Annotated in this window: 19 protein-coding genes; 10 read left to right on the top strand and 9 right to left on the bottom strand. The window is 46.5% G+C overall.

The features are described 5' to 3' along the window. Positions 1-23 precede the first annotated feature (23 nt). A complete protein-coding gene (yugI, locus tag RBB45_RS25420; protein WP_009795405.1) occupies positions 24-416 on the bottom strand; it encodes a S1 domain-containing post-transcriptional regulator GSP13 in 393 nt (130 codons plus the stop codon). Between the two features lie 329 nt (positions 417-745). Between yugI and RBB45_RS25415 the strand changes: the two genes are divergently transcribed. Continuing rightward, complete coding sequence (locus RBB45_RS25415) at positions 746-1,096, top strand: helix-turn-helix domain-containing protein (protein ID WP_009795406.1); 351 nt, start codon at positions 746-748, stop codon at positions 1,094-1,096. A 138-nt stretch (positions 1,097-1,234) separates the two neighbouring features. On the opposite strand, the gene RBB45_RS25410 is transcribed toward RBB45_RS25415, so the two are convergent. Then, positions 1,235-2,404 (bottom strand): aminotransferase, encoded by a 1,170-nt coding sequence (locus tag RBB45_RS25410; protein WP_094769478.1) that lies wholly within the window; start codon positions 2,402-2,404, stop codon positions 1,235-1,237. After that, complete coding sequence (locus RBB45_RS25405; RefSeq protein WP_022544325.1) at positions 2,401-2,901, bottom strand: Lrp/AsnC family transcriptional regulator; 501 nt, start codon at positions 2,899-2,901, stop codon at positions 2,401-2,403. Before RBB45_RS25405 ends, RBB45_RS25410 begins: the two co-directional genes overlap by 4 nt. A 339-nt stretch (positions 2,902-3,240) precedes the next feature. Between RBB45_RS25405 and RBB45_RS25400 the strand changes: the two genes are divergently transcribed. Further along, complete coding sequence (locus tag RBB45_RS25400) at positions 3,241-4,071, top strand: alpha/beta fold hydrolase (protein WP_148950994.1); 831 nt, start codon at positions 3,241-3,243, stop codon at positions 4,069-4,071. 556 nt (positions 4,072-4,627) lie between these two features. Here the strand turns inward: RBB45_RS25400 and RBB45_RS25395 are convergent. After that, positions 4,628-4,888 (bottom strand): YugE family protein, encoded by a 261-nt coding sequence (locus tag RBB45_RS25395; RefSeq protein WP_009795411.1) that lies wholly within the window; start codon positions 4,886-4,888, stop codon positions 4,628-4,630. 87 nt (positions 4,889-4,975) lie between these two features. Between RBB45_RS25395 and RBB45_RS25390 the strand changes: the two genes are divergently transcribed. Then, the gene (locus RBB45_RS25390) at positions 4,976-6,145 is read left to right on the top strand and encodes a MalY/PatB family protein (RefSeq protein ID WP_306010578.1); all 1,170 of its coding nucleotides are present in this window, start codon (positions 4,976-4,978) and stop codon (positions 6,143-6,145) included. A gap of 35 nt (positions 6,146-6,180) precedes the next feature. On the opposite strand, the gene RBB45_RS25385 is transcribed toward RBB45_RS25390, so the two are convergent. Next, positions 6,181-6,393 carry a hypothetical protein gene (locus RBB45_RS25385; RefSeq protein WP_009795413.1) on the bottom strand — a complete coding sequence of 71 codons (213 nt, stop codon included), beginning with the start codon at positions 6,391-6,393 and terminating at the stop codon, positions 6,181-6,183. A gap of 71 nt (positions 6,394-6,464) precedes the next feature. Beyond that, positions 6,465-7,220 (bottom strand): peptidylprolyl isomerase, encoded by a 756-nt coding sequence (locus RBB45_RS25380; protein ID WP_129613966.1) that lies wholly within the window; start codon positions 7,218-7,220, stop codon positions 6,465-6,467. Positions 7,221-7,401: 181 nt separating this feature from the next. On the opposite strand from RBB45_RS25380, the gene kapB reads away from it, so the two are divergent. Then, positions 7,402-7,782 (top strand): kinase-associated lipoprotein KapB, encoded by a 381-nt coding sequence (gene kapB, locus RBB45_RS25375; RefSeq protein WP_022544326.1) that lies wholly within the window; start codon positions 7,402-7,404, stop codon positions 7,780-7,782. A gap of 37 nt (positions 7,783-7,819) precedes the next feature. On the opposite strand, the gene kapD is transcribed toward kapB, so the two are convergent. Next, positions 7,820-8,440 carry a 3'-5' exonuclease KapD gene (gene kapD, locus RBB45_RS25370; RefSeq protein ID WP_009795416.1) on the bottom strand — a complete coding sequence of 207 codons (621 nt, stop codon included), beginning with the start codon at positions 8,438-8,440 and terminating at the stop codon, positions 7,820-7,822. A 207-nt stretch (positions 8,441-8,647) separates the two neighbouring features. Between kapD and RBB45_RS25365 the strand changes: the two genes are divergently transcribed. Further along, on the top strand, positions 8,648-10,471 hold the full coding sequence (locus RBB45_RS25365; protein WP_306010577.1) for a transglycosylase domain-containing protein: 1,824 nt from the start codon (positions 8,648-8,650) through the stop codon (positions 10,469-10,471). Between the two features lie 45 nt (positions 10,472-10,516). On the opposite strand, the gene RBB45_RS25360 is transcribed toward RBB45_RS25365, so the two are convergent. After that, positions 10,517-11,074, bottom strand: coding sequence for a YufK family protein (locus RBB45_RS25360; RefSeq protein WP_306010576.1), 558 nt, complete (start codon positions 11,072-11,074; stop codon positions 10,517-10,519). Between the two features lie 161 nt (positions 11,075-11,235). Between RBB45_RS25360 and RBB45_RS25355 the strand changes: the two genes are divergently transcribed. Then, positions 11,236-11,808: a hypothetical protein gene (locus RBB45_RS25355; protein WP_306010575.1), complete on the top strand. Its 573-nt coding sequence runs from the start codon at positions 11,236-11,238 to the stop codon at positions 11,806-11,808. A gap of 27 nt (positions 11,809-11,835) precedes the next feature. Here the strand turns inward: RBB45_RS25355 and RBB45_RS25350 are convergent, their stop codons facing one another. Further along, positions 11,836-12,072 carry a hypothetical protein gene (locus tag RBB45_RS25350; protein ID WP_009795421.1) on the bottom strand — a complete coding sequence of 79 codons (237 nt, stop codon included), beginning with the start codon at positions 12,070-12,072 and terminating at the stop codon, positions 11,836-11,838. 419 nt (positions 12,073-12,491) lie between these two features. On the opposite strand from RBB45_RS25350, the gene RBB45_RS25345 reads away from it, so the two are divergent. Genes RBB45_RS25345 through RBB45_RS25330 form a run of 4 tightly spaced genes read left to right on the top strand, consistent with a single transcriptional unit; the run spans position 12,492 to position 17,116 of the window. After that, complete coding sequence (locus RBB45_RS25345; protein ID WP_022544328.1) at positions 12,492-14,882, top strand: Na+/H+ antiporter subunit A; 2,391 nt, start codon at positions 12,492-12,494, stop codon at positions 14,880-14,882. Further along, positions 14,879-15,301, top strand: a complete 423-nt coding sequence (locus RBB45_RS25340; protein ID WP_009795423.1) for a Na(+)/H(+) antiporter subunit B — start codon at positions 14,879-14,881, stop codon at positions 15,299-15,301. The genes RBB45_RS25345 and RBB45_RS25340 overlap by 4 nt, the downstream gene beginning before the upstream one ends. Continuing rightward, entirely contained in the window at positions 15,301-15,642 is a 342-nt protein-coding gene (locus RBB45_RS25335; protein ID WP_009795424.1) for a Na(+)/H(+) antiporter subunit C, read from the top strand. The genes RBB45_RS25340 and RBB45_RS25335 overlap by 1 nt, the downstream gene beginning before the upstream one ends. Continuing rightward, entirely contained in the window at positions 15,635-17,116 is a 1,482-nt protein-coding gene (locus RBB45_RS25330) for a Na+/H+ antiporter subunit D (protein ID WP_101549595.1), read from the top strand. Before RBB45_RS25335 ends, RBB45_RS25330 begins: the two co-directional genes overlap by 8 nt. Positions 17,117-17,120: the final 4 nt, after the last annotated feature.

The raw sequence follows: 17,120 nt of genomic DNA, 5'->3' as shown, positions 1-17,120 counted from the left end.
CGGGCCTTCTCTCGTATAACAGATTAGCGCTGTGACTGGTCAATCCACTCTTGAAGCTTATCCTTGAGCGTGTTGAAACCCTGGGAAGAATCAGAATCATTGTACTGAATCGCTGCAGCCTGGCGTGGTTTGCGAGGCTTTCTTGCTTTTGCATCAGCAGCTTCAGCTGGTGCTTCTTCAGTTGCCCGGATAGATAAACCGATCTTTCCTGCAGCTTCATCCACTGAAAGAACCTTTACGTTTACTTCATCTCCAACCTTCAGGTGCTCGTTAACATCCTTTACATACCCGTGAGTAATTTCAGAAATGTGAACCAAACCTTGTGTATTTTCATCAAGAGCAACGAATGCGCCGTAAGGCTGGATTCCAGTAACCTTTCCTGTTAATACGCTGCCTACTTCGATTTTCTCTGACATATGAACACTCCTAATACCTATTTATTTTCGTCGATTATACGCAATTAAAAATTATATCATACATCATCCTTTTTATCAAAGCAATCCTTTGGAGAAAATGACCATTGTATATGCCATCAGGTACTGGCACTTCAGGAGTTATCAGAAGTCTGGCTTAAGAGCACTCAATTACGGTTGCTCTCTCTTGAGTGCCGCATCTCCTTTTCTTAAAGCTGTTATTAATAACATTTATCGAACTGTAACAAAAAATACAAGGATCTCAAATTTCATCTATCTGATTCCGCAGTAAAATAAGTGTGTAAGATCATTCTGTGAAAGGGTGGGTGCAAATGTCCGCAATCGGTCTTGCTATTAAGCAGAATAGAGAAAGGTTGAATCTGACTCAGCAGGAATTGGCTGTAAAGCTTAGAATAGGCACAAGCACTATCGAAAAATACGAAAACGGCTGCCAGCAGCCTGACACCCAGACCATCTTAAAAATCTCAACGATCCTGGACGTGCCGGCATCCGAGCTGTTGGAGCATGGTTTCACAGCTTGCCAGACAGGACTGGATCCTGAACTGGAGCAGCTCCTTTTAGAAACAGGCATACACGATGCAAAAATGATTTTAAAAAATGCGAAGAAAATGGGAAAAGAAAATTTTTTGAGGATGATGGATGCGATCCAGGCAGCGAGATAAACTTAATTGAGATCATAATTAAAATATTTTTCTGAGTTTCTATGTATACAAAAGGGGGAATCCGGAAAAGCTTAAAACATAAGCTTTCTAGTATTCCCCCCCTTTTTGAAGTGGATATCCTGATGGGTATCCCTTTTTTTATTTTCTGTTTTCAAGGAATCGGCCGATTCTTTTTACGGCTTCCTGCAGCTGTTCCATGGATGATGCATAAGAACAGCGGATATGCCCTTCCCCGCTCTCCCCAAAGACATTCCCTGGAACGACGGCTACCTTTTCCTCCAGCAGAAGCTGTTCCGCAAACTGCTCAGAAGTTAATCCTGTTCCTTCAATGGAAGGAAAGGCATAGAAAGCACCGCCGGGAATATGGCACGGCAGCCCGACATCCTCGAGGGACTGAACAAAATAATTGCGGCGGCGCCGGTAGCTTTTTTGCATGCTTTCCACATCGCCCCTGCCTGTCCTCAGCGCTTCCAGAGCGGCAAACTGCGCCATGGTCGGAGCACACATCATACTGTACTGGTGAATTTTCAGCATAGCCTGGGATATCTCCTTCGGCGCACAAATAAACCCAAGCCTCCAGCCCGTCATGGCAAAGCCTTTCGAAAATCCTGAAATCAATAAAGTCCTTTCCTTCATCCCGCTGATGCTGGCAAAGCTTGTATATTCCTCATCATAGACGAGCTCTGCATAGATTTCATCTGACAGGACGAGCAGATCATGCTTTTCAGCAACAGCCGCTATGGCCTCCAGTTCTTTGCCCGACAGCATCGTTCCGGTAGGATTATTGGGAGAGCATAGAAGAATCGCTTTTGTCCGCTGCGTTATCGCCTGTTCCAGCTGGGAAGGGAGGATTTTGAAATCGTCCTCCTTTCTTGTCTGGACAGAAACAGGAGTCCCGCCCGCCAGGCTTACAAGCGGAGCATAAGATACGAAGCAAGGCTCGATCACAATTACTTCGTCCCCTTGATCCAAGATGGCTCTTAAAGCGATATCGATTGCCTGGCTTGCCCCTACTGTGACGATGATTTCAGATTCTGGTTCATATTGGACGCCAAAGCTTTTCCCCATGTAAGAGGCAATTTCCTGCCTTAGTTCAAGCAGGCCGGCATTCGCAGTGTAGGAGGTATACCCCTGCTCCAGCGACAGGATCGCTGCCTCCCTGACTGACCAGGGGGTCACGAAATCCGGCTCGCCTACACCAAGGGAAATGACGCCTTCCATACCTGCCGCCAGATCGAAGAAACGCCTGATGCCTGAAGGCTTAAGCTGGTCGACCTTAGCGGATATATAAGTTTTCGTTTTCATCACGGCGATACCACAATTCTTTTATCTTCGTCTGCCTGGTCAAAAATTGTTCCATCATGCTTATACTTTTTCAGAATAAAATGAGTGGTGGTTGACAGCACTGAATCCAGGGTCGAAAGCTTCTCTGATACAAACCGGGCAACCTCATTCATGGAACGCCCTTCCACAATGACAGACAGGTCGTAGGCCCCGGACATCAGGTAAACTGAGCTTACCTCCTTATACCGGTATATCCGCTGTGCGACCTCGTTAAAGCCGACTCCCCTTTTGGGGGTCACCTTTACATCAATCATAGCGGTTACGCCCTCATGGCCGTCAATCCTGGCCCAGTCCACTGCAGAGGTATATCGGACAATCACCCGGGACTGCTCCAGTTTTTCCAGCAGCGCTGCCGCCTCATCAACAGAGATCGCGGCCATTTTCGCCACATCCTCAAGCGGGGTGCGTGCGTCTTTTTCCAGTATTTCAACAATTTCAAGCTCTTTCTCACTCAGTCTCATGGACCTTCCTCCCATTCCCGTTTAAAATATTTACATTATAGCAAAATCAGCGGAATAATAAATCTCACTTTTCTATTATTTTTCTAAAATAATTTTTCCAGTGATGTGTGAAGGGCAATGAAAGGGGAATGATATAACAGAAAAGCGCGAGCGCCTTGCTTCAAAAGGAACGCAGACTATGAACGCCCTGTCCTGTGCCAGCGTCTGCATGACCAGCTTCTTCTGGCCTCGAGGGTGCAGATGCAGCAGCTGGACAGATGAAGCTGAAAATATATTTACTTTCTTATCTTTGAATAAAGCCTTCCAGGCAATACCATCTTTCATAGGAGTGAGGGTAATATGCAAGCCTTTAAGACAGATGAAATTGTAGTGAACGGGAATACAATTTATTATGAACAATACGGACAGGCCCCCTCAAAGGAGACCATCGTCCTCCTGCACGGCTTTCTTTCCTCCTCCTTCAGCTTCAGGAGGCTGATTCCTTTTCTGCAGGAAGATTTTCATGTAATCTCCATTGATCTGCCCCCGTTCGGAAAAAGCGGAAAATCGGATCAGTATAATTATTCCTACAAAAATACCGCCCAGACAGTCATGCAATTTCTTGAAAAACTGGGTCTCGGACAAGTCACAATTGCAGGCCATTCAATGGGAGGGCAGATATCGCTCAATGTGGCCCGCCAATATCCCGATCTCATAAAAAAAGCCATCCTTCTCTGCAGCTCAAGCTATTTGCCTAAATCAAAGATGCCGCTGATCCTGTCGAGCTACCTCCCCTACTTCCATTTGTATGTAAAGCTGTATCTGCAGCGCTCTGGCGTGCGCCAGAATTTAAGGCAGGTTGTCCATGACCATAGCATGATCACTGATGAAATGATGTACGGCTATTTGGCTCCTTTTATGGAGGATGATATCTTCAAGGCTTTGACCCGGATGATCAGGCACAGAGAAGGCGACTTGGATCAAAAGGCATTGAAAGAGATCGACACTCCCTGCCTCCTTATATGGGGCGAGCATGACAGGGTTGTTCCGCTCACCATTGGAAAAAGGCTGGACAGCGACCTGCCAAACTCAAGGCTCATCGTCCTCAAAGACACCGGCCATCTTGTACCGGAAGAACGGCCGGAAGAAGTATACAGCCATATGAAGGCATTTATTTGCGCCAAATCATAATAAAGCCTTTGTCACCTTTAAGGAACCCAGGCCAATGAACGCCACGTGTTGTCGCAGCGTCTGCATGACCAGCTTCCCCTGGGCTTCAAGACAAACCTTCCGTAAACGCGTTCTTTGCCTTGTTTGGCTTGTGACCTTGTGGGGCAGTCACAGCTGCTGGACAGTAATCGGAGTAAAAATACACCCTTTTATAATTTGATTAAAAGATATATAAAACAGGAAGTCTTATCCATACTGTAGTGACCAGCAAGCCTTAAAATAAGCGGAGATTCTCCGGTTAAGCTGTTGAATATGGCAGGAGTAAGGATAAATAAGCGGAAATTTTCCGCTTAAGCAGAGCGAAGTTGCCCATTTTTCTGTTTTTTGGGTTGATAGCCGGAATTTCTCCGTCTATTTGAGCTGTTTTTAGCGTTTTTTTCGAAAATAGGGGGAATTTCTCCGCTTATTTTTCATCCTGCCATTCATTCAGGTCCGGGAAGGTCCGCTCAATTTTAACAGAGCCATAAAAACAGGCCGGACACCCTTCAGGTGCCGGCCATTCTTCAACTTATATGGTTTATATAGTGCAGCTCCCGCTGTTTTTAATAACAAGGAGTGTTTCAGCCATCTTTTTGCACTGCTCCAAAGGGATGATGCTTTCGAAGGAAAATTCGTATATGCCCTGGATTTTACGTGCGAGTTTATCGGGGCTGTCCAAATCATGGACGGCGTGGATTGCGTCTGCTATCTCAGTATCATAATTCCCTTCTCCGCAGCGGAAAGGATCCCATTGATCCAGAGCCTGGTACATCATCATGTGCATAACCTGGACTTCCATTTAAAACCACCTTTTTGATTTAATTTTGCCTGACCATATCTTATCATAAGAGTATCAGGACAGAGAACTGCAATCCAGGAGGTTATCATGAGAAAATATGACTTTCATAAAGCAATCAACAGATATGAAACAGCTTCTGTGAAGTGGGAGCTGACTAAAGATGTATTTGGTTCTTCGGATGTGCTTCCTATGTGGGTGGCAGATATGGACTTCGAACCTCCTGAAGAAGTACAGAATGCAATAAGCAAACGGGCCAGCCACGAGGTCTTCGGCTACACATTTGTCCCCCCTTCTGCATCTGAAGCCGTCCAGCAGTGGCAGAAGAGTCAATCCGGCTGGGAAATAGGCAGGTCATGGGTGTTATACAGCCCAGGAGTGGTCCCATCCATCAGCATTGCCATCCAGGCAGTCACAAGTCCGGGAGATAAAATCATGCTCCAGTCTCCTGTTTACACGCCTTTCTTTGAGATGATTGAAAAAAACGGGCGCATGGTCGTCAACTCTCCGCTTGAACTAGTGGAACAGCGCTATGAAATCGACTTCCAACGATTCGAGGAAGAGCTGAAAAAGGGCATTAAGCTTTTCTTGCTCTGCAATCCCCATAACCCCGGCGGCCGGGTTTGGACAAAAGATGAGCTATTGAAAATCGGGGAATTATGCGCAAAATACGGGTGCCTGATTCTCTCAGATGAAATCCATTCAGATCTGGTGTTTTCGCCGCACATTCATATTCCGATTGCATCTCTTTCCACAGAATTCCGGGATATTTCCATTACACTCATTGCACCGAGCAAGACTTTCAATATTGCCGGGCTGCAATCGTCAGCCGTCATCATACCCAATGAGCAGCTTCGCGAGAAATTCAAGGCTGTCCAGGCACAGCAGGGCTTTTTCACTTTGAACATTTTTGGCATCACCGCCCTGGAGGCTGCTTATTGGCATGGACGTGACTGGCTGGATCAGCTCTTATCATATCTGCAGGAAAATTACGAAATCGCCCGGAGCTTCATAGAAAGGGAGCTTCCTTCAGTCAAGGTTATGGATCTTGAAGCGACATACCTGATGTGGCTTGACTGCCGGAATCTCTCACTGCCGGATAAAGAGCTTAATGCCCTTCTCATTGAAAAAGGCAGGATTGCGCTTGAGCCTGGCACGAAATACGGACCAGGCGGCGAAGGATTTGTCCGGATGAATATTGCCTGCCCGCGTGAAACTCTCGAGGAAGGACTGAAGCGGCTGAAACTAGCTTTTTCCTGATATAAATTAAATGGCACAAAAAAGAACAGCTCAGGTCAGCTGTTCTTTTTTTGCAGGCTATCCTGCTTCATGATTTGATTTTCCAGCTCTTTAGCCTTTTTTTCCTCGCGTTTTGAAGCCCTGATGATCAGGCGCATGGCGATGATGGCTCCAATCAGGAATATTGTAAACGTTATGGATGCCGGAATATACTCCGATTTATCTTCCGGGAAATATAGGAACAAAGACAAAATATAAGCCTGGATCATTGTTTTCTTCCTTTCTGCCAAAAGCAGTGGTCAGCCTTATTATATCAGCTGGGCCTGTCCTGTCCAAGCGGCTACTTAATGACCTTTATCTCCTTGATTTTTATGTCTTCAACCGGCCTGTCAGATTCATCTGTTTCGGCAGCTGCAATTTCATCGACGATTTCCATTCCCTCGATCACCTGGCCAAAGACAGTGTGGCGGGAATCCAGCCAAGGGGTCCCTCCCTTATCGTAAGCTGCAACGATTTCTTCTGGATATCCTGCTTTTTCCATCTGTTCCTTCATGCCCGCTTCTGATGTACTCTTTTGGACGATGAAAAATTGGCTTCCGTTCGTGTTTGCGCCGCTGTTCGCCATGGACAAAGCACCGCGGAGGTTATACAGCTTATCTGAGAACTCATCCTCAAATGGCTGCCCGTAGATGCTTTCTCCGCCCATGCCTGTCCCGTCCGGATCTCCTCCCTGGATCATAAAGTCATTGATGACCCTGTGGAAGATAAGTCCGTCATAATAGCCCTCTTCACTATGGGTGATGAAATTCTCTACAGCCTTTGGAGCATGATCAGGGAAAAGCTTGATCTTAATAGTCCCCATTGATGTCTCCATTTCCACGAGGCGTTCATTTTCCCCAACTTCCGCTGTAAGCTGCGGATAGCCTCCCTCAGCACTCTTCTCCTCTGCGGCCTGTTCGGTCTGTTCACCTTGGGTTCCTTCTGATGCCCCTCCACCTTCCTTGCCGGCACCGCTGTTTTGATCAGTGCTTGTTCCGCACGCAGCCAAAAGCATCATCACTGCTGCAAGGAAAAGGTATATGAAATTCTTTTTCATGATTCAGTCCTCCTCTATTATTGCTGATAGGCATGGGGCCCCCGCTTTTCCTCTGTCCATCTGCAGGAGCTGGCCCCTTCCGCTTTTCTTATAGATTACTGGATTTCCTCTTGCTTTGCACTTTGTTTTTCAAAAAAATTCGGGCATAATGGGAACAAAAGCTATAAAGGAGGGGACAGCTTTGAGTGAATTCCAGGTGGGAGCTCAGGTGACAGCTATATATAAAACAGGGAAATATATTGGGGAAATTACGGATATACGGCCTCAGCATTATCTTGTCAGGGTGCTTGCTGTCGAAAAGCATCCGATGCAGGGGGATCTTCATAATCCTAAGCAGACAGATGTCATGATGTTTCATGAGCGGAGGGCGCTTGCATACAGAGAGCAGACAAATGTTCCGAAGCAGATGGTCAGGACATATGAAGGAATCATCCCGGACTATGAAGCTTCTCTTAAGCTTGCATTGGATAAAATGAAAAGCGGGCTCTTAGAGGAAGATTCTGATTGGGCGAAGCTCTCCCTCGAGAATGCGGAGCGGCTGGAAGCCGATTATTTCAAATAAAATCAGCAAAAGCCAAATCCAACTGCGGGTTTGGCTTTTATGCAAAGCGGTTTAAAAGCTTGGAAAGGTCAATCCTGTCACCAATGGTCGTGGGCTCGTGGTTTTGGAGATATTTTTTATCTTTTTCTACAAGCTGATAGATTTTATAGGTTGTCAGGGCATCATCCAGTGCCCGGTGGTGCCTGCCTGTTCCTTCCTTTCCATATTCCTTCACCGCTTTCCATAGGCCAGTTTGGTTTTGATCGCCAAAAAAACGTTTATACTCCATCGACAAATCAACTTCCTTCCCCTTAAACGGAAAAGCGGTCCCGGCCTGGCTGCAGTTCTGGCGGAGCACCTTCATATCCATATTGCCCCAGGTTACAATTTCATCAGCATTATTGCCGCCCATCTGCTCAAGTCTGCAGATCAGGTCCGCAAATGAAATCCCCTTATCCACCTGCTCCTGGCTGATATGTAAAAAAGACTTGCATCTTTCAGACAGTTCCGGAAAATGGATGGGAGCCACAAAAGAGGAGAACTGCTCCAGTATTGCCCCATTTAGTACAGAAACGGCGCCTGCCTCGATGATCTCCGGAGAAAATCCTTTGAACTTTTCGTTTCTTTCTGGCATGGTAAATTCAAAATCAATAAATAAGCAGTGATTGCCGTCTTTCATCACCATCCCTCCTCCCTGATTTATATTACATCATTTACCATTTATTATATCATTAAAGAAAAGTATTTTAACTATTCCGCAAATAACTTTCTTGCTTTTATATTTTATCATTCTCACAAAAAAATGAATGATGCCGATAATACCTATATCACCATTTATGAAACTGGCATGAATAGCATATCTTACATAAGAAACGGAGAAGCCGGCATGAAAACACTGACGGGATATCTGACAATCGCCTTCATCCTGCCTTTCTTTGTGCTGTCTGTGTATAAAGCGGCCGATGAGGCCAGCCGCCTGGAAAGCCTTCCCCGCTTTTTGGACAGCAGGATTGAAGTGACTAATGCAGCATCATTTCCACAGACCAGCCTGATGACTGATCAGGATGGCCGTGTGATTTCTGAAATCTTTACTCCCTATAACCGCATTCCGCTTGCTGCTGAAGATATTCCCGAATTTTTGAAGAAGCTGATGATTGCTTCGGAAGATGAGCGGTTTTATGAGCATAAAGGATTCGATCTGGCTGCGATTGGCAGAGCCTTGGCTGCAAATGCAGATAACGGCACAATTGAGGAAGGCGGGAGCACGATTACACAGCAGCTGGCCAGGAACCTGTACCTGACCCATGAGCAGACATATAACCGCAAGCTGACAGAGCTGCTGTATGCCTACCAAATGGAGAGGACGTATTCCAAAGAAGAAATATTATCCTATTATTTAAACAGCATCTATTTCCAAAATGGGGCATACGGAATCGAGGCAGCTTCACAGGTTTATTTTCAAACGTCCGCCGTGAATCTTACCAATGCCCAGCTGGCTTTTTTGGCTGCCATCCCGAACAATCCTGCCTTGTATAACCCGTCCAAACACTTTGACAGGACGAAGAAAAGGCAGGAGCTGCTGATTGATGTTCTTGCTGAGAAAGAAGAGATATCCCCCGAAGAGGCAAAGGCTCTTAAAGGCGAAAGGATTGCCTTCACACTTTCAGACCGGGTCGATCTTTTTCCGGATTACACAACCTATGCCGGGGCTGAACTGAAAGAATTGATCAGGATCAGTGAAGGCATCCCCTCTGATTCAGAGGAAGAGCTGGATAGCAAAGTGGAGCAGGTCCTCCAATCCGGAGTGATCATTCACACTTCACTGGATCCTTCACTGCAGCAAAAAGCTGTGGATGCAGCTGCTGCCCATCTGCCTGATCAGGAGGCAGAAGCAGCTGCCGCAGTCGTCAAAAGCAGCACCCGAGGGCTGGCTGCCCTTACAGGCGGGCGGGATTACAGGAAATATGACTTCAACAGAGGGTACCAGGCCTTCAGGCAGCCAGGCTCTGCCATCAAGCCTCTGCTTGTGTATGCCCCTTATCTGGAAAGGGCACACACAGCAGTAAATTCCAAGGTGGATGCCGGCCCACTCTGCATCAGCGGCTATTGCCCCCATAATTACAGCGGTAAAAATTATGGAAAGGTGAGCCTGGAACAAGCCTTTATCCACTCCTATAATACTCCTGCGGTCAGGCTGCTGAGCATGATAGGAATAGATGAAGGCTTCAAGGATCTGGATCAATTCGGATTCAGTGAAGTAGGGGAAGCAGACCAGTCCCTTGCTGCTGCAATCGGCGGATTCAGCAGGGGGGTGTCCCCCCTTGAACTCGCAGGGGCGTATACCGTTTTTGCCAATGAGGGCTTTTATCAGCCGCCAAGAGCCATCCAAAAGATCACAGATAAAAACGGCAAACTGCTGTATGCATGGGAAGAGCAGCCAGTGAGAATCTGGAGCAAAGAAACTATAGATAAGATGAGACTGCTGCTGCAGGAAACAATCTCATCTGGGACCGGCAGGAAAGCCTATTTTCCAGGAGGTTATACAGGAGGCAAGACAGGAACCACCAATGATTATAAAGATTATTGGTTTGCGGGGCTCACTGATGAATATACGGCAGCAGTTTGGGTAGGCAAAGATCAGCCGGAAAGCATGGAATCATACGAAAAGCTCGCTCCGCACTTATTAATCTGGAAGGCTATCTTAAAATAAAGCAGCAGAGATGCATTAAGCACTCTGCTGCTTTTGCTGTGTACTCTATACAGGAAGGCTAGCCATCACGCTGTTATATAGCTTCAATGTTATAAACAAAAGGATGGAAAGCAGAGAAGCCCAGGATATGACCTGGAAGAAGATGATCCCGATCAGTCCAGCCAGAGAGATGGAACTGCCTGAAATATAGACAAAGTAAATGAAATAAATGACAGTCGCTGCAAGAAAAATTCCCGCCATAGTGTAAAAGCTGAAAAAGCTAAAAAGCGACAGCGCACCGCCGGCCAGATATATAACTGATCCGCTCCGGCTTTTCGCGATTGCTTCTCCGCTTTCATCTTTCGAAAAGAAAAGCAGGGAAAGGCCGTTGATGGTGTCTGCAATCAGCTTCAAGGCAGCAAAAATCATAAAGCAGCAGGCCATACAGATGATGAGCAATGCAAGCTTTATGCCAGCCTCCGGAAAGAACTCTTTCATGCCTTCATATACACCAATTCCCGAAAGCCAGCCCAGCAGTCCCTTCTCCGCTATGGCCGAAAAAGACAAACTGAATAACAAAATCGCCATTAAAGGGAAATAGCTGGTCAAATACTTATTTTTCATATGAAGCCCCCTTAGTCACAGATTCCCTAATAACATTATCGGCTGGTCCGGCCGGATGTACAGGCCGCACAAAAGGAACCGGCAAAAAAGCTGCTCTAAAAGCTGCAGTCATTTAATAAGATAATAAAAAATGAAAGCGCTAACATTAAGGGGGATTTAAAATGAAAAGAATGAGAATCTGCCTGCCCGCGTCTTTGCTGACAGCCTGCCTCCTGTTTGCCTGGAATTGGCCGGCAGCGTCCACACCAAAAGAGATGCAGGAATTCAAAGGGGCATTGGAAGATCACATGCAAAGTACAGTCCACTATTATCATGAAGATTCAGCAGAAATCAAGGACTTTATCACAATGAATGGAGACGTGGTAAAGATCATCCAGACAGATGAAACTGCCACACCGGAAAATGAGGAAAAGATTGAGGAATATTCCACAAAGATCGCTGTCGCTTTTACTGAATTCGAATTAAAGCGCGATTCCATTTTCTTTTTTAAGAAAAGAGAAATGTATTATTATGATCTTGAAAAGAAGGAATTCCTGTCTTCTGTAGATGTGATGGGGAATTCCGGGGTGGAACAGTTTTTCAAAGAATATATGCATGATTTCACAAAAGTGCTGACACCTGCCTCGCTTGCACTGCTTCTGCTTCTGCTATCCGCCATTATCATAGTACCGGTCCTGATCATGATTTTTCATAATAAAAGCAGGTCAGTCTCCGGGACAGCCGGCCAGGCTTAAGAGAGGATGAACTATTTCATCCTCTCTTTATTTATGGGGCAGAACATCCACTCCTGCTTCCACCCTTACATATTCCCTTGATTCAAATGCTTTTATCTTTCTCTTATCAGGGCCCTGGCCAGATTCAGCCGGCATAACCTCTACCATTTCTTCTTCTGTATCAGAGTAAAAAAATTCTCTTTTATCCTTTGCTTCCAGCACCCATGCACCGGCAAACAAAAACCCAAAGAGGATTATGGATGCGAGTATTTTTTTATGCATCATAACCACCACCTACCCGTAGTTTGCATGCATTTTATTAAGTTTATACAGATTTTTTTCGAAATTTTTTCCGGTTTCCAACCTGTTTCTACCTATTTAATAAAGTTGGGAGAATCCTTGCGGCATAAGGTTTCCTCAAATGCACGACCGTGCCATTTAGGTTATAATTTGTTCAGAGGCAGTCTCCGGGAGGAATTTTTTTCCCCTGGCATAACTTAGAGCAGATAAAGTGCGGAGCATCTTATAACAAAGATTGGAGATAATTGTATACATACGCGTCTCTGCTTACAGCTTTTCTTCACAAGCCTGGAATACTTTCAGCCGCAAATGGGAAAAGGCCTTTGATATGTATCAATTTCTTCCTGACAAGGACTCACATGCACCAATTCTGTGCGCTTACAATTAAAAAGGAGGTCATATTGTTGTCTTTGCTGCATTTGGCGATTGTCTCGCCATTATTGTTTGCCATATTTATACCATTCTTCTATAAATATTTCAGGCAAATACATACCGGGTGGTTCCTATTGCCCCTGCCCATCCTGCTTTTCAGCTATTTCATCAGCTATCTGCCGGAAACAAAAGCGAATGGGGCAGTAAGCAGGACCCTTTCCTGGATTCCATCCTTCGGGATCGATTTTACAGCCAGGGTCGATGGCCTCGGGCTGCTTTTCGCCCTTTTAATCACAGGCATCGGAGCATTAGTGGTGCTGTATTCCATTTATTATCTTTCTAAGGAAAAAGAAAAGCTCAACACCTTTTATGTTTATCTGCTCCTGTTCATGGGGGCTATGCTGGGAGTTGTCCTATCCGATAACCTGATAGTCATGTATGCTTTCTGGGAGCTGACCAGCTTTTCTTCTTTCCTGCTGATCGGCTATTGGTACCACAGGGAAAAGTCCCGCTACGGCGCCCAGAAATCGATGATGATCACGGTACTTGGCGGACTGGCTATGCTGGGCGGGATCATCCTGCTTTATCTGATGACAGGAACTTTCTCTATTTCCGAAATCGTCCCGATGGCCTCTGAAATCATGGAAAAGCCGTACTTTGTCCCTGCTCTGCTTTGTTTCCTGCTGGGCGCTTTTACAAAATCGGCACAATTCCCGTTTCATATCTGGCTTCCTGACGCAATGGAGGCGCCGACGCCTGTCAGTGCATACCTCCATTCTGCGACAATGGTAAAAGCAGGCATCTATTTAGTAGCCAGGATGAGCCCGGTCTTTGCAGAGTCCGGCATCTGGCTGTGGCTTGTGGCATCCTTCGGGATCGTTACGCTGTTCTGGGGTTCCTTTTCTGCCGTCAAGCAGACAGACCTCAAAGGGATCCTTGCTTTTTCAACCATCAGCCAGCTCGGACTGATCATGTCCCTCCTCGGAGTTGGTGCAGCTGCCCTGCATTACGATACCGTGGAAGACAGCCTATATACGATAGCTACAACTGCGGCAGTGTTTCATTTGATCAACCATGCCACCTTTAAAGGAAGCCTCTTTATGGTGGTCGGCATCGTTGACCATGAAACCGGGACCAGGGATATCCGCAAGCTCGGCGGACTAATGAGCTTTATGCCGATTACCTTTACCCTTGCAATGATTGGAGCCTTTTCAATGGCCGGCCTGCCTCCATTTAATGGGTTCCTCAGCAAGGAAATGTTCTTTACCGGAATGGTCAACATTCTTGAAGTGGATATCTTCAATCTGGATACATGGGGTATTTTATTCCCAGTGCTTGCCTGGATTGCAAGCGTGTTTACGTTCATTTACAGCATGGTGCTGGTATTTAAGACATTCACAGGAAAGTTCCAGCCTGAAAAGCTCGATAAAAAACCGCATGAAGCTCCTTTCGGCATGCTTATTTCGCCGATCATCCTGGCTTCACTGGTCGTTATCATCGGATTCTTCCCGAATATCCTGTCAAGCACCATTATCGCTCCAGCCCTTGGAGTGATCATGCCTGGCCTTGTGTTTGACGTGCATATTTCATTCTGGCACGGCTTCACTCCAGAGCTTTTCATGACGCTTGGGGTCATTGCTTTCGGAGTACTGCTTTATACTACACTGGACAAATGGCGCCAGATTTATGATCTGTTCCCGGAGAAGCTTGCACTCAACCGCTTTTATGATGGCGGAATAGAAGGCATGCAGACCTTCTCATCAAACCTGACAAGAACCTATATGAACGGGTTTATCCGGACATATCTTGTGTACATCTTTACATTCTTTATTCTGCTGCTTGGCACGACGCTTGTCTGGAAGAATGCCTTTAAGCTGAGCACAAATGATCTGTCTTCAATCGGCTTCTATGAAGTGCTGCTGGCGCTGATCATTGCCGCTGCATCCATATCTATCCTGTTTGCCAAGTCAAGGCTGACATCGATTATCCTGCTCGGTGCAGTCGGATATACAGTAGCTCTGTTCTTTGTGTTATTCAGGGCGCCAGACCTTGCTTTGACGCAGCTTGTCATTGAAACTGTGTCTGTCTCGCTATTCCTGCTTTGCTTCTATCACCTGCCGAAGCTGAAGCGGAATGAAGAGAGAATCCGCTTTAAAGCAGTCAATCTTGCAGTATCGATTGGGGTTGGCGCCATCGTCACGCTGATCGCCCTTTCTGCACACAGCAATAAGCTTGTTGAATCTATTGCAGGCTATTATGTTGAAAATACTTATAAAGAAGCAGCAGGAAAAAATATGGTCAACGTGATACTGGTTGACTTCAGGGGCTTTGATACCATGTTTGAAATATGCGTTCTCGGGATTGCCGCCCTCGGCATCTTCGCGATGATCAAGCTCCGCCTGGCAAGGAGGAATGAAGGGTGAAAACGAACGATATCATACTGCAGACAGTGACGAAGGTCGCCCTGTTCATCATCATCCTGTTTTCAATCCATCTGTTCTTTGCCGGCCACTATTATCCGGGCGGCGGGTTTGTCGGCGGGTTGATGACATCCGGTGCCATCGTGCTGCTCCTGCTCGCTTTTGATATGAAGACAGTCGCAAATATTCTGCCGATCGACTATAAATATATGATTGCTACGGGGCTTTTGTTTGCTGTCGGAACAGGGGCAGGCGCTCTGCTGTTCAATGTCCCTTTTCTGACACACGCCTTTAATGATGTCTATCTGCCGCTGCTCGGGAAAACTTCCCTGCACACGGCAGTACTGTTCGATACCGGTGTATTCCTTGTCGTTGTCGGAGTTACAATGACCATTATTCAAACAATAGGGGAGGATGAATAATGGAGATATTAATGTCCGTTCTCATTGGCATTCTGTTTATGTCTGCCACTTATCTGATGCTTTCAAAAAGCTTGCTCAGAATCATTATTGGAACAGGCCTTTTAAGCCATGGCGCCCATCTTCTATTGATTACCATGGGGGGCTTGAAGAGGGGAAATCCGCCATTATTGGGGGAGCATGCTGAAAAATATGCCGATCCCATTCCTCAGGCCCTGATCCTTACTGCCATCGTTATCAGCTTTGGCGTTACAGCCTTCTTCCTGGTTATGGCCTACCGCGCCTACCAGGAACTTGGCACAGATAATATGGAAAGATTGAGAGGAAAAGAAGGAAATGACTAACTTATTAATGCTTCCCATTCTAATCCCGCTGGCAACAGCGATCCTTTTAATCTTTCTCGCTAAAAATGTCCCTGCACAGCGCTGGGTTTCCGGGATATCTGCCGGTGTCACGGCTGCTGCTGCCTTCGTGCTTGTGCAGAAGGTGCACAATGACGGCATTCAGACAGTCGATCTGGGCAGCTGGGAGGCGCCCTACGGAATCACGCTGGTATCTGATATGGCTTCTGCCCTGCTTGTTTTGACAACAAGCCTGATATCCCTGGCCTGCCTGATTTATTCTTTCAGATCCATTGGCATTGACCGCGAGAAATTTTATTATTACCCTGTATTCCAGTTTCTGATCGTCGGCGTCAACGGGGCATTCACTACAGGGGATATTTTCAATCTGTTTGTTTTCTTCGAAGTGATGCTCATGGCATCATATGTCCTGATCGTTCTCGGCGGGACGAAGATCCAGCTTCGGGAATCCATCAAGTATATTCTTGTGAACGTCATATCATCAGCCTTGTTCGTCATTGCAGTAGGCTATTTATATTCTATTGTAGGATCCCTGAACATGGCCGATATTTCCGTGAAAATCGCAGCGTTCGGGCAGCCTGGCATTTTGACGGTGGTCGCAGTTCTGTTCCTTATCGTGTTCGGACTGAAGGGCGCCATATTCCCGCTTTACTTTTGGCTTCCGGGCTCTTACTATGCACCGCCCATCCCGGTCATGGCCGTCTTCGGCGCCCTGCTGACCAAGGTAGGAGTCTACTCCATCATGCGGACGTATACTCTCTTCTTTTATCATGACCAGGGGTATACTCATGAAATTCTCAGTATACTCGCAGTGCTGACCATCATCCTCGGGGTGATAGGGGCAGTTGCATACTGGGACGTCAAAAGAATCATCATTTACAATATTGTTGTGGCCGTGGGGGTCATCGTATTCGGGATTGCGGCAATGACTCCGGATTCACTGGCCGGGTCGCTCTTTTATATCATTCACGATATGATCATTAAAGCAGCGCTCTTCCTGCTTGTCGGAATCATCATCAGCATTACGGGGACAAGCAACCTCCGCCATATCAGCGGGCTGATCAAAAGGTACCCCGGGCTTGCCTGGACCTATTTCATTGCGGCACTTGCCCTTGCGGGGATTCCTCCGCTCAGCGGCTTCATTGGAAAGCTCCTGATCGTCCAGGGAGGATTTGAAGCCGGCCGCTATTGGGGTGCAGGAATCGTCCTTCTATCAAGCCTCCTGGTACTGTTCTCAGTCATGAAAATCTTCATCAATGGATTCTGGGGAAATCCCCGCTCCTACAAAAATGAAGATAAAGCTCCTGTAAGGACATTGCTCATTGCTCCGGTAATGCTCACTGCCCTGTCTGTATTTATGGGAGTCGGGACAGAAGTGATCTATCCTTATATCTCGCAGGCTGCTGAAACTCTTTCGGACCCAAATATCTATATCAATGCAGTCTTAAAGGAGTAATGAT

Origin of the sequence: Bacillus sp. MMSF_3328 (assembly GCF_030733525.1) — a bacterium.
GTDB classification, from domain to species: Bacteria; Bacillota; Bacilli; order Bacillales; family Cytobacillaceae; genus Bacillus_AB; species Bacillus_AB infantis.
This window is presented reverse-complemented; position numbering and strand designations above follow the sequence as displayed.

Coding starts and splice junctions, on each gene's coding strand:
- yugI (WP_009795405.1), bottom strand. CDS start 416: ATGTCAGAGAAAATCGAAGTAGGCAGCGTATTAACAGGAAAGGTTACT.
- RBB45_RS25415 (WP_009795406.1), top strand. CDS start 746: ATGTCCGCAATCGGTCTTGCTATTAAGCAGAATAGAGAAAGGTTGAAT.
- RBB45_RS25405 (WP_022544325.1), bottom strand. CDS start 2,901: ATGAGACTGAGTGAGAAAGAGCTTGAAATTGTTGAAATACTGGAAAAA.
- RBB45_RS25400 (WP_148950994.1), top strand. CDS start 3,241: ATGCAAGCCTTTAAGACAGATGAAATTGTAGTGAACGGGAATACAATT.
- RBB45_RS25395 (WP_009795411.1), bottom strand. CDS start 4,888: ATGGAAGTCCAGGTTATGCACATGATGATGTACCAGGCTCTGGATCAA.
- RBB45_RS25390 (WP_306010578.1), top strand. CDS start 4,976: ATGAGAAAATATGACTTTCATAAAGCAATCAACAGATATGAAACAGCT.
- RBB45_RS25385 (WP_009795413.1), bottom strand. CDS start 6,393: ATGATCCAGGCTTATATTTTGTCTTTGTTCCTATATTTCCCGGAAGAT.
- RBB45_RS25380 (WP_129613966.1), bottom strand. CDS start 7,220: ATGAAAAAGAATTTCATATACCTTTTCCTTGCAGCAGTGATGATGCTT.
- kapD (WP_009795416.1), bottom strand. CDS start 8,440: ATGAAAGACGGCAATCACTGCTTATTTATTGATTTTGAATTTACCATG.
- RBB45_RS25365 (WP_306010577.1), top strand. CDS start 8,648: ATGAAAACACTGACGGGATATCTGACAATCGCCTTCATCCTGCCTTTC.
- RBB45_RS25360 (WP_306010576.1), bottom strand. CDS start 11,074: ATGAAAAATAAGTATTTGACCAGCTATTTCCCTTTAATGGCGATTTTG.
- RBB45_RS25355 (WP_306010575.1), top strand. CDS start 11,236: ATGAAAAGAATGAGAATCTGCCTGCCCGCGTCTTTGCTGACAGCCTGC.
- RBB45_RS25350 (WP_009795421.1), bottom strand. CDS start 12,072: ATGATGCATAAAAAAATACTCGCATCCATAATCCTCTTTGGGTTTTTG.
- RBB45_RS25335 (WP_009795424.1), top strand. CDS start 15,301: ATGGAGATATTAATGTCCGTTCTCATTGGCATTCTGTTTATGTCTGCC.
- RBB45_RS25330 (WP_101549595.1), top strand. CDS start 15,635: ATGACTAACTTATTAATGCTTCCCATTCTAATCCCGCTGGCAACAGCG.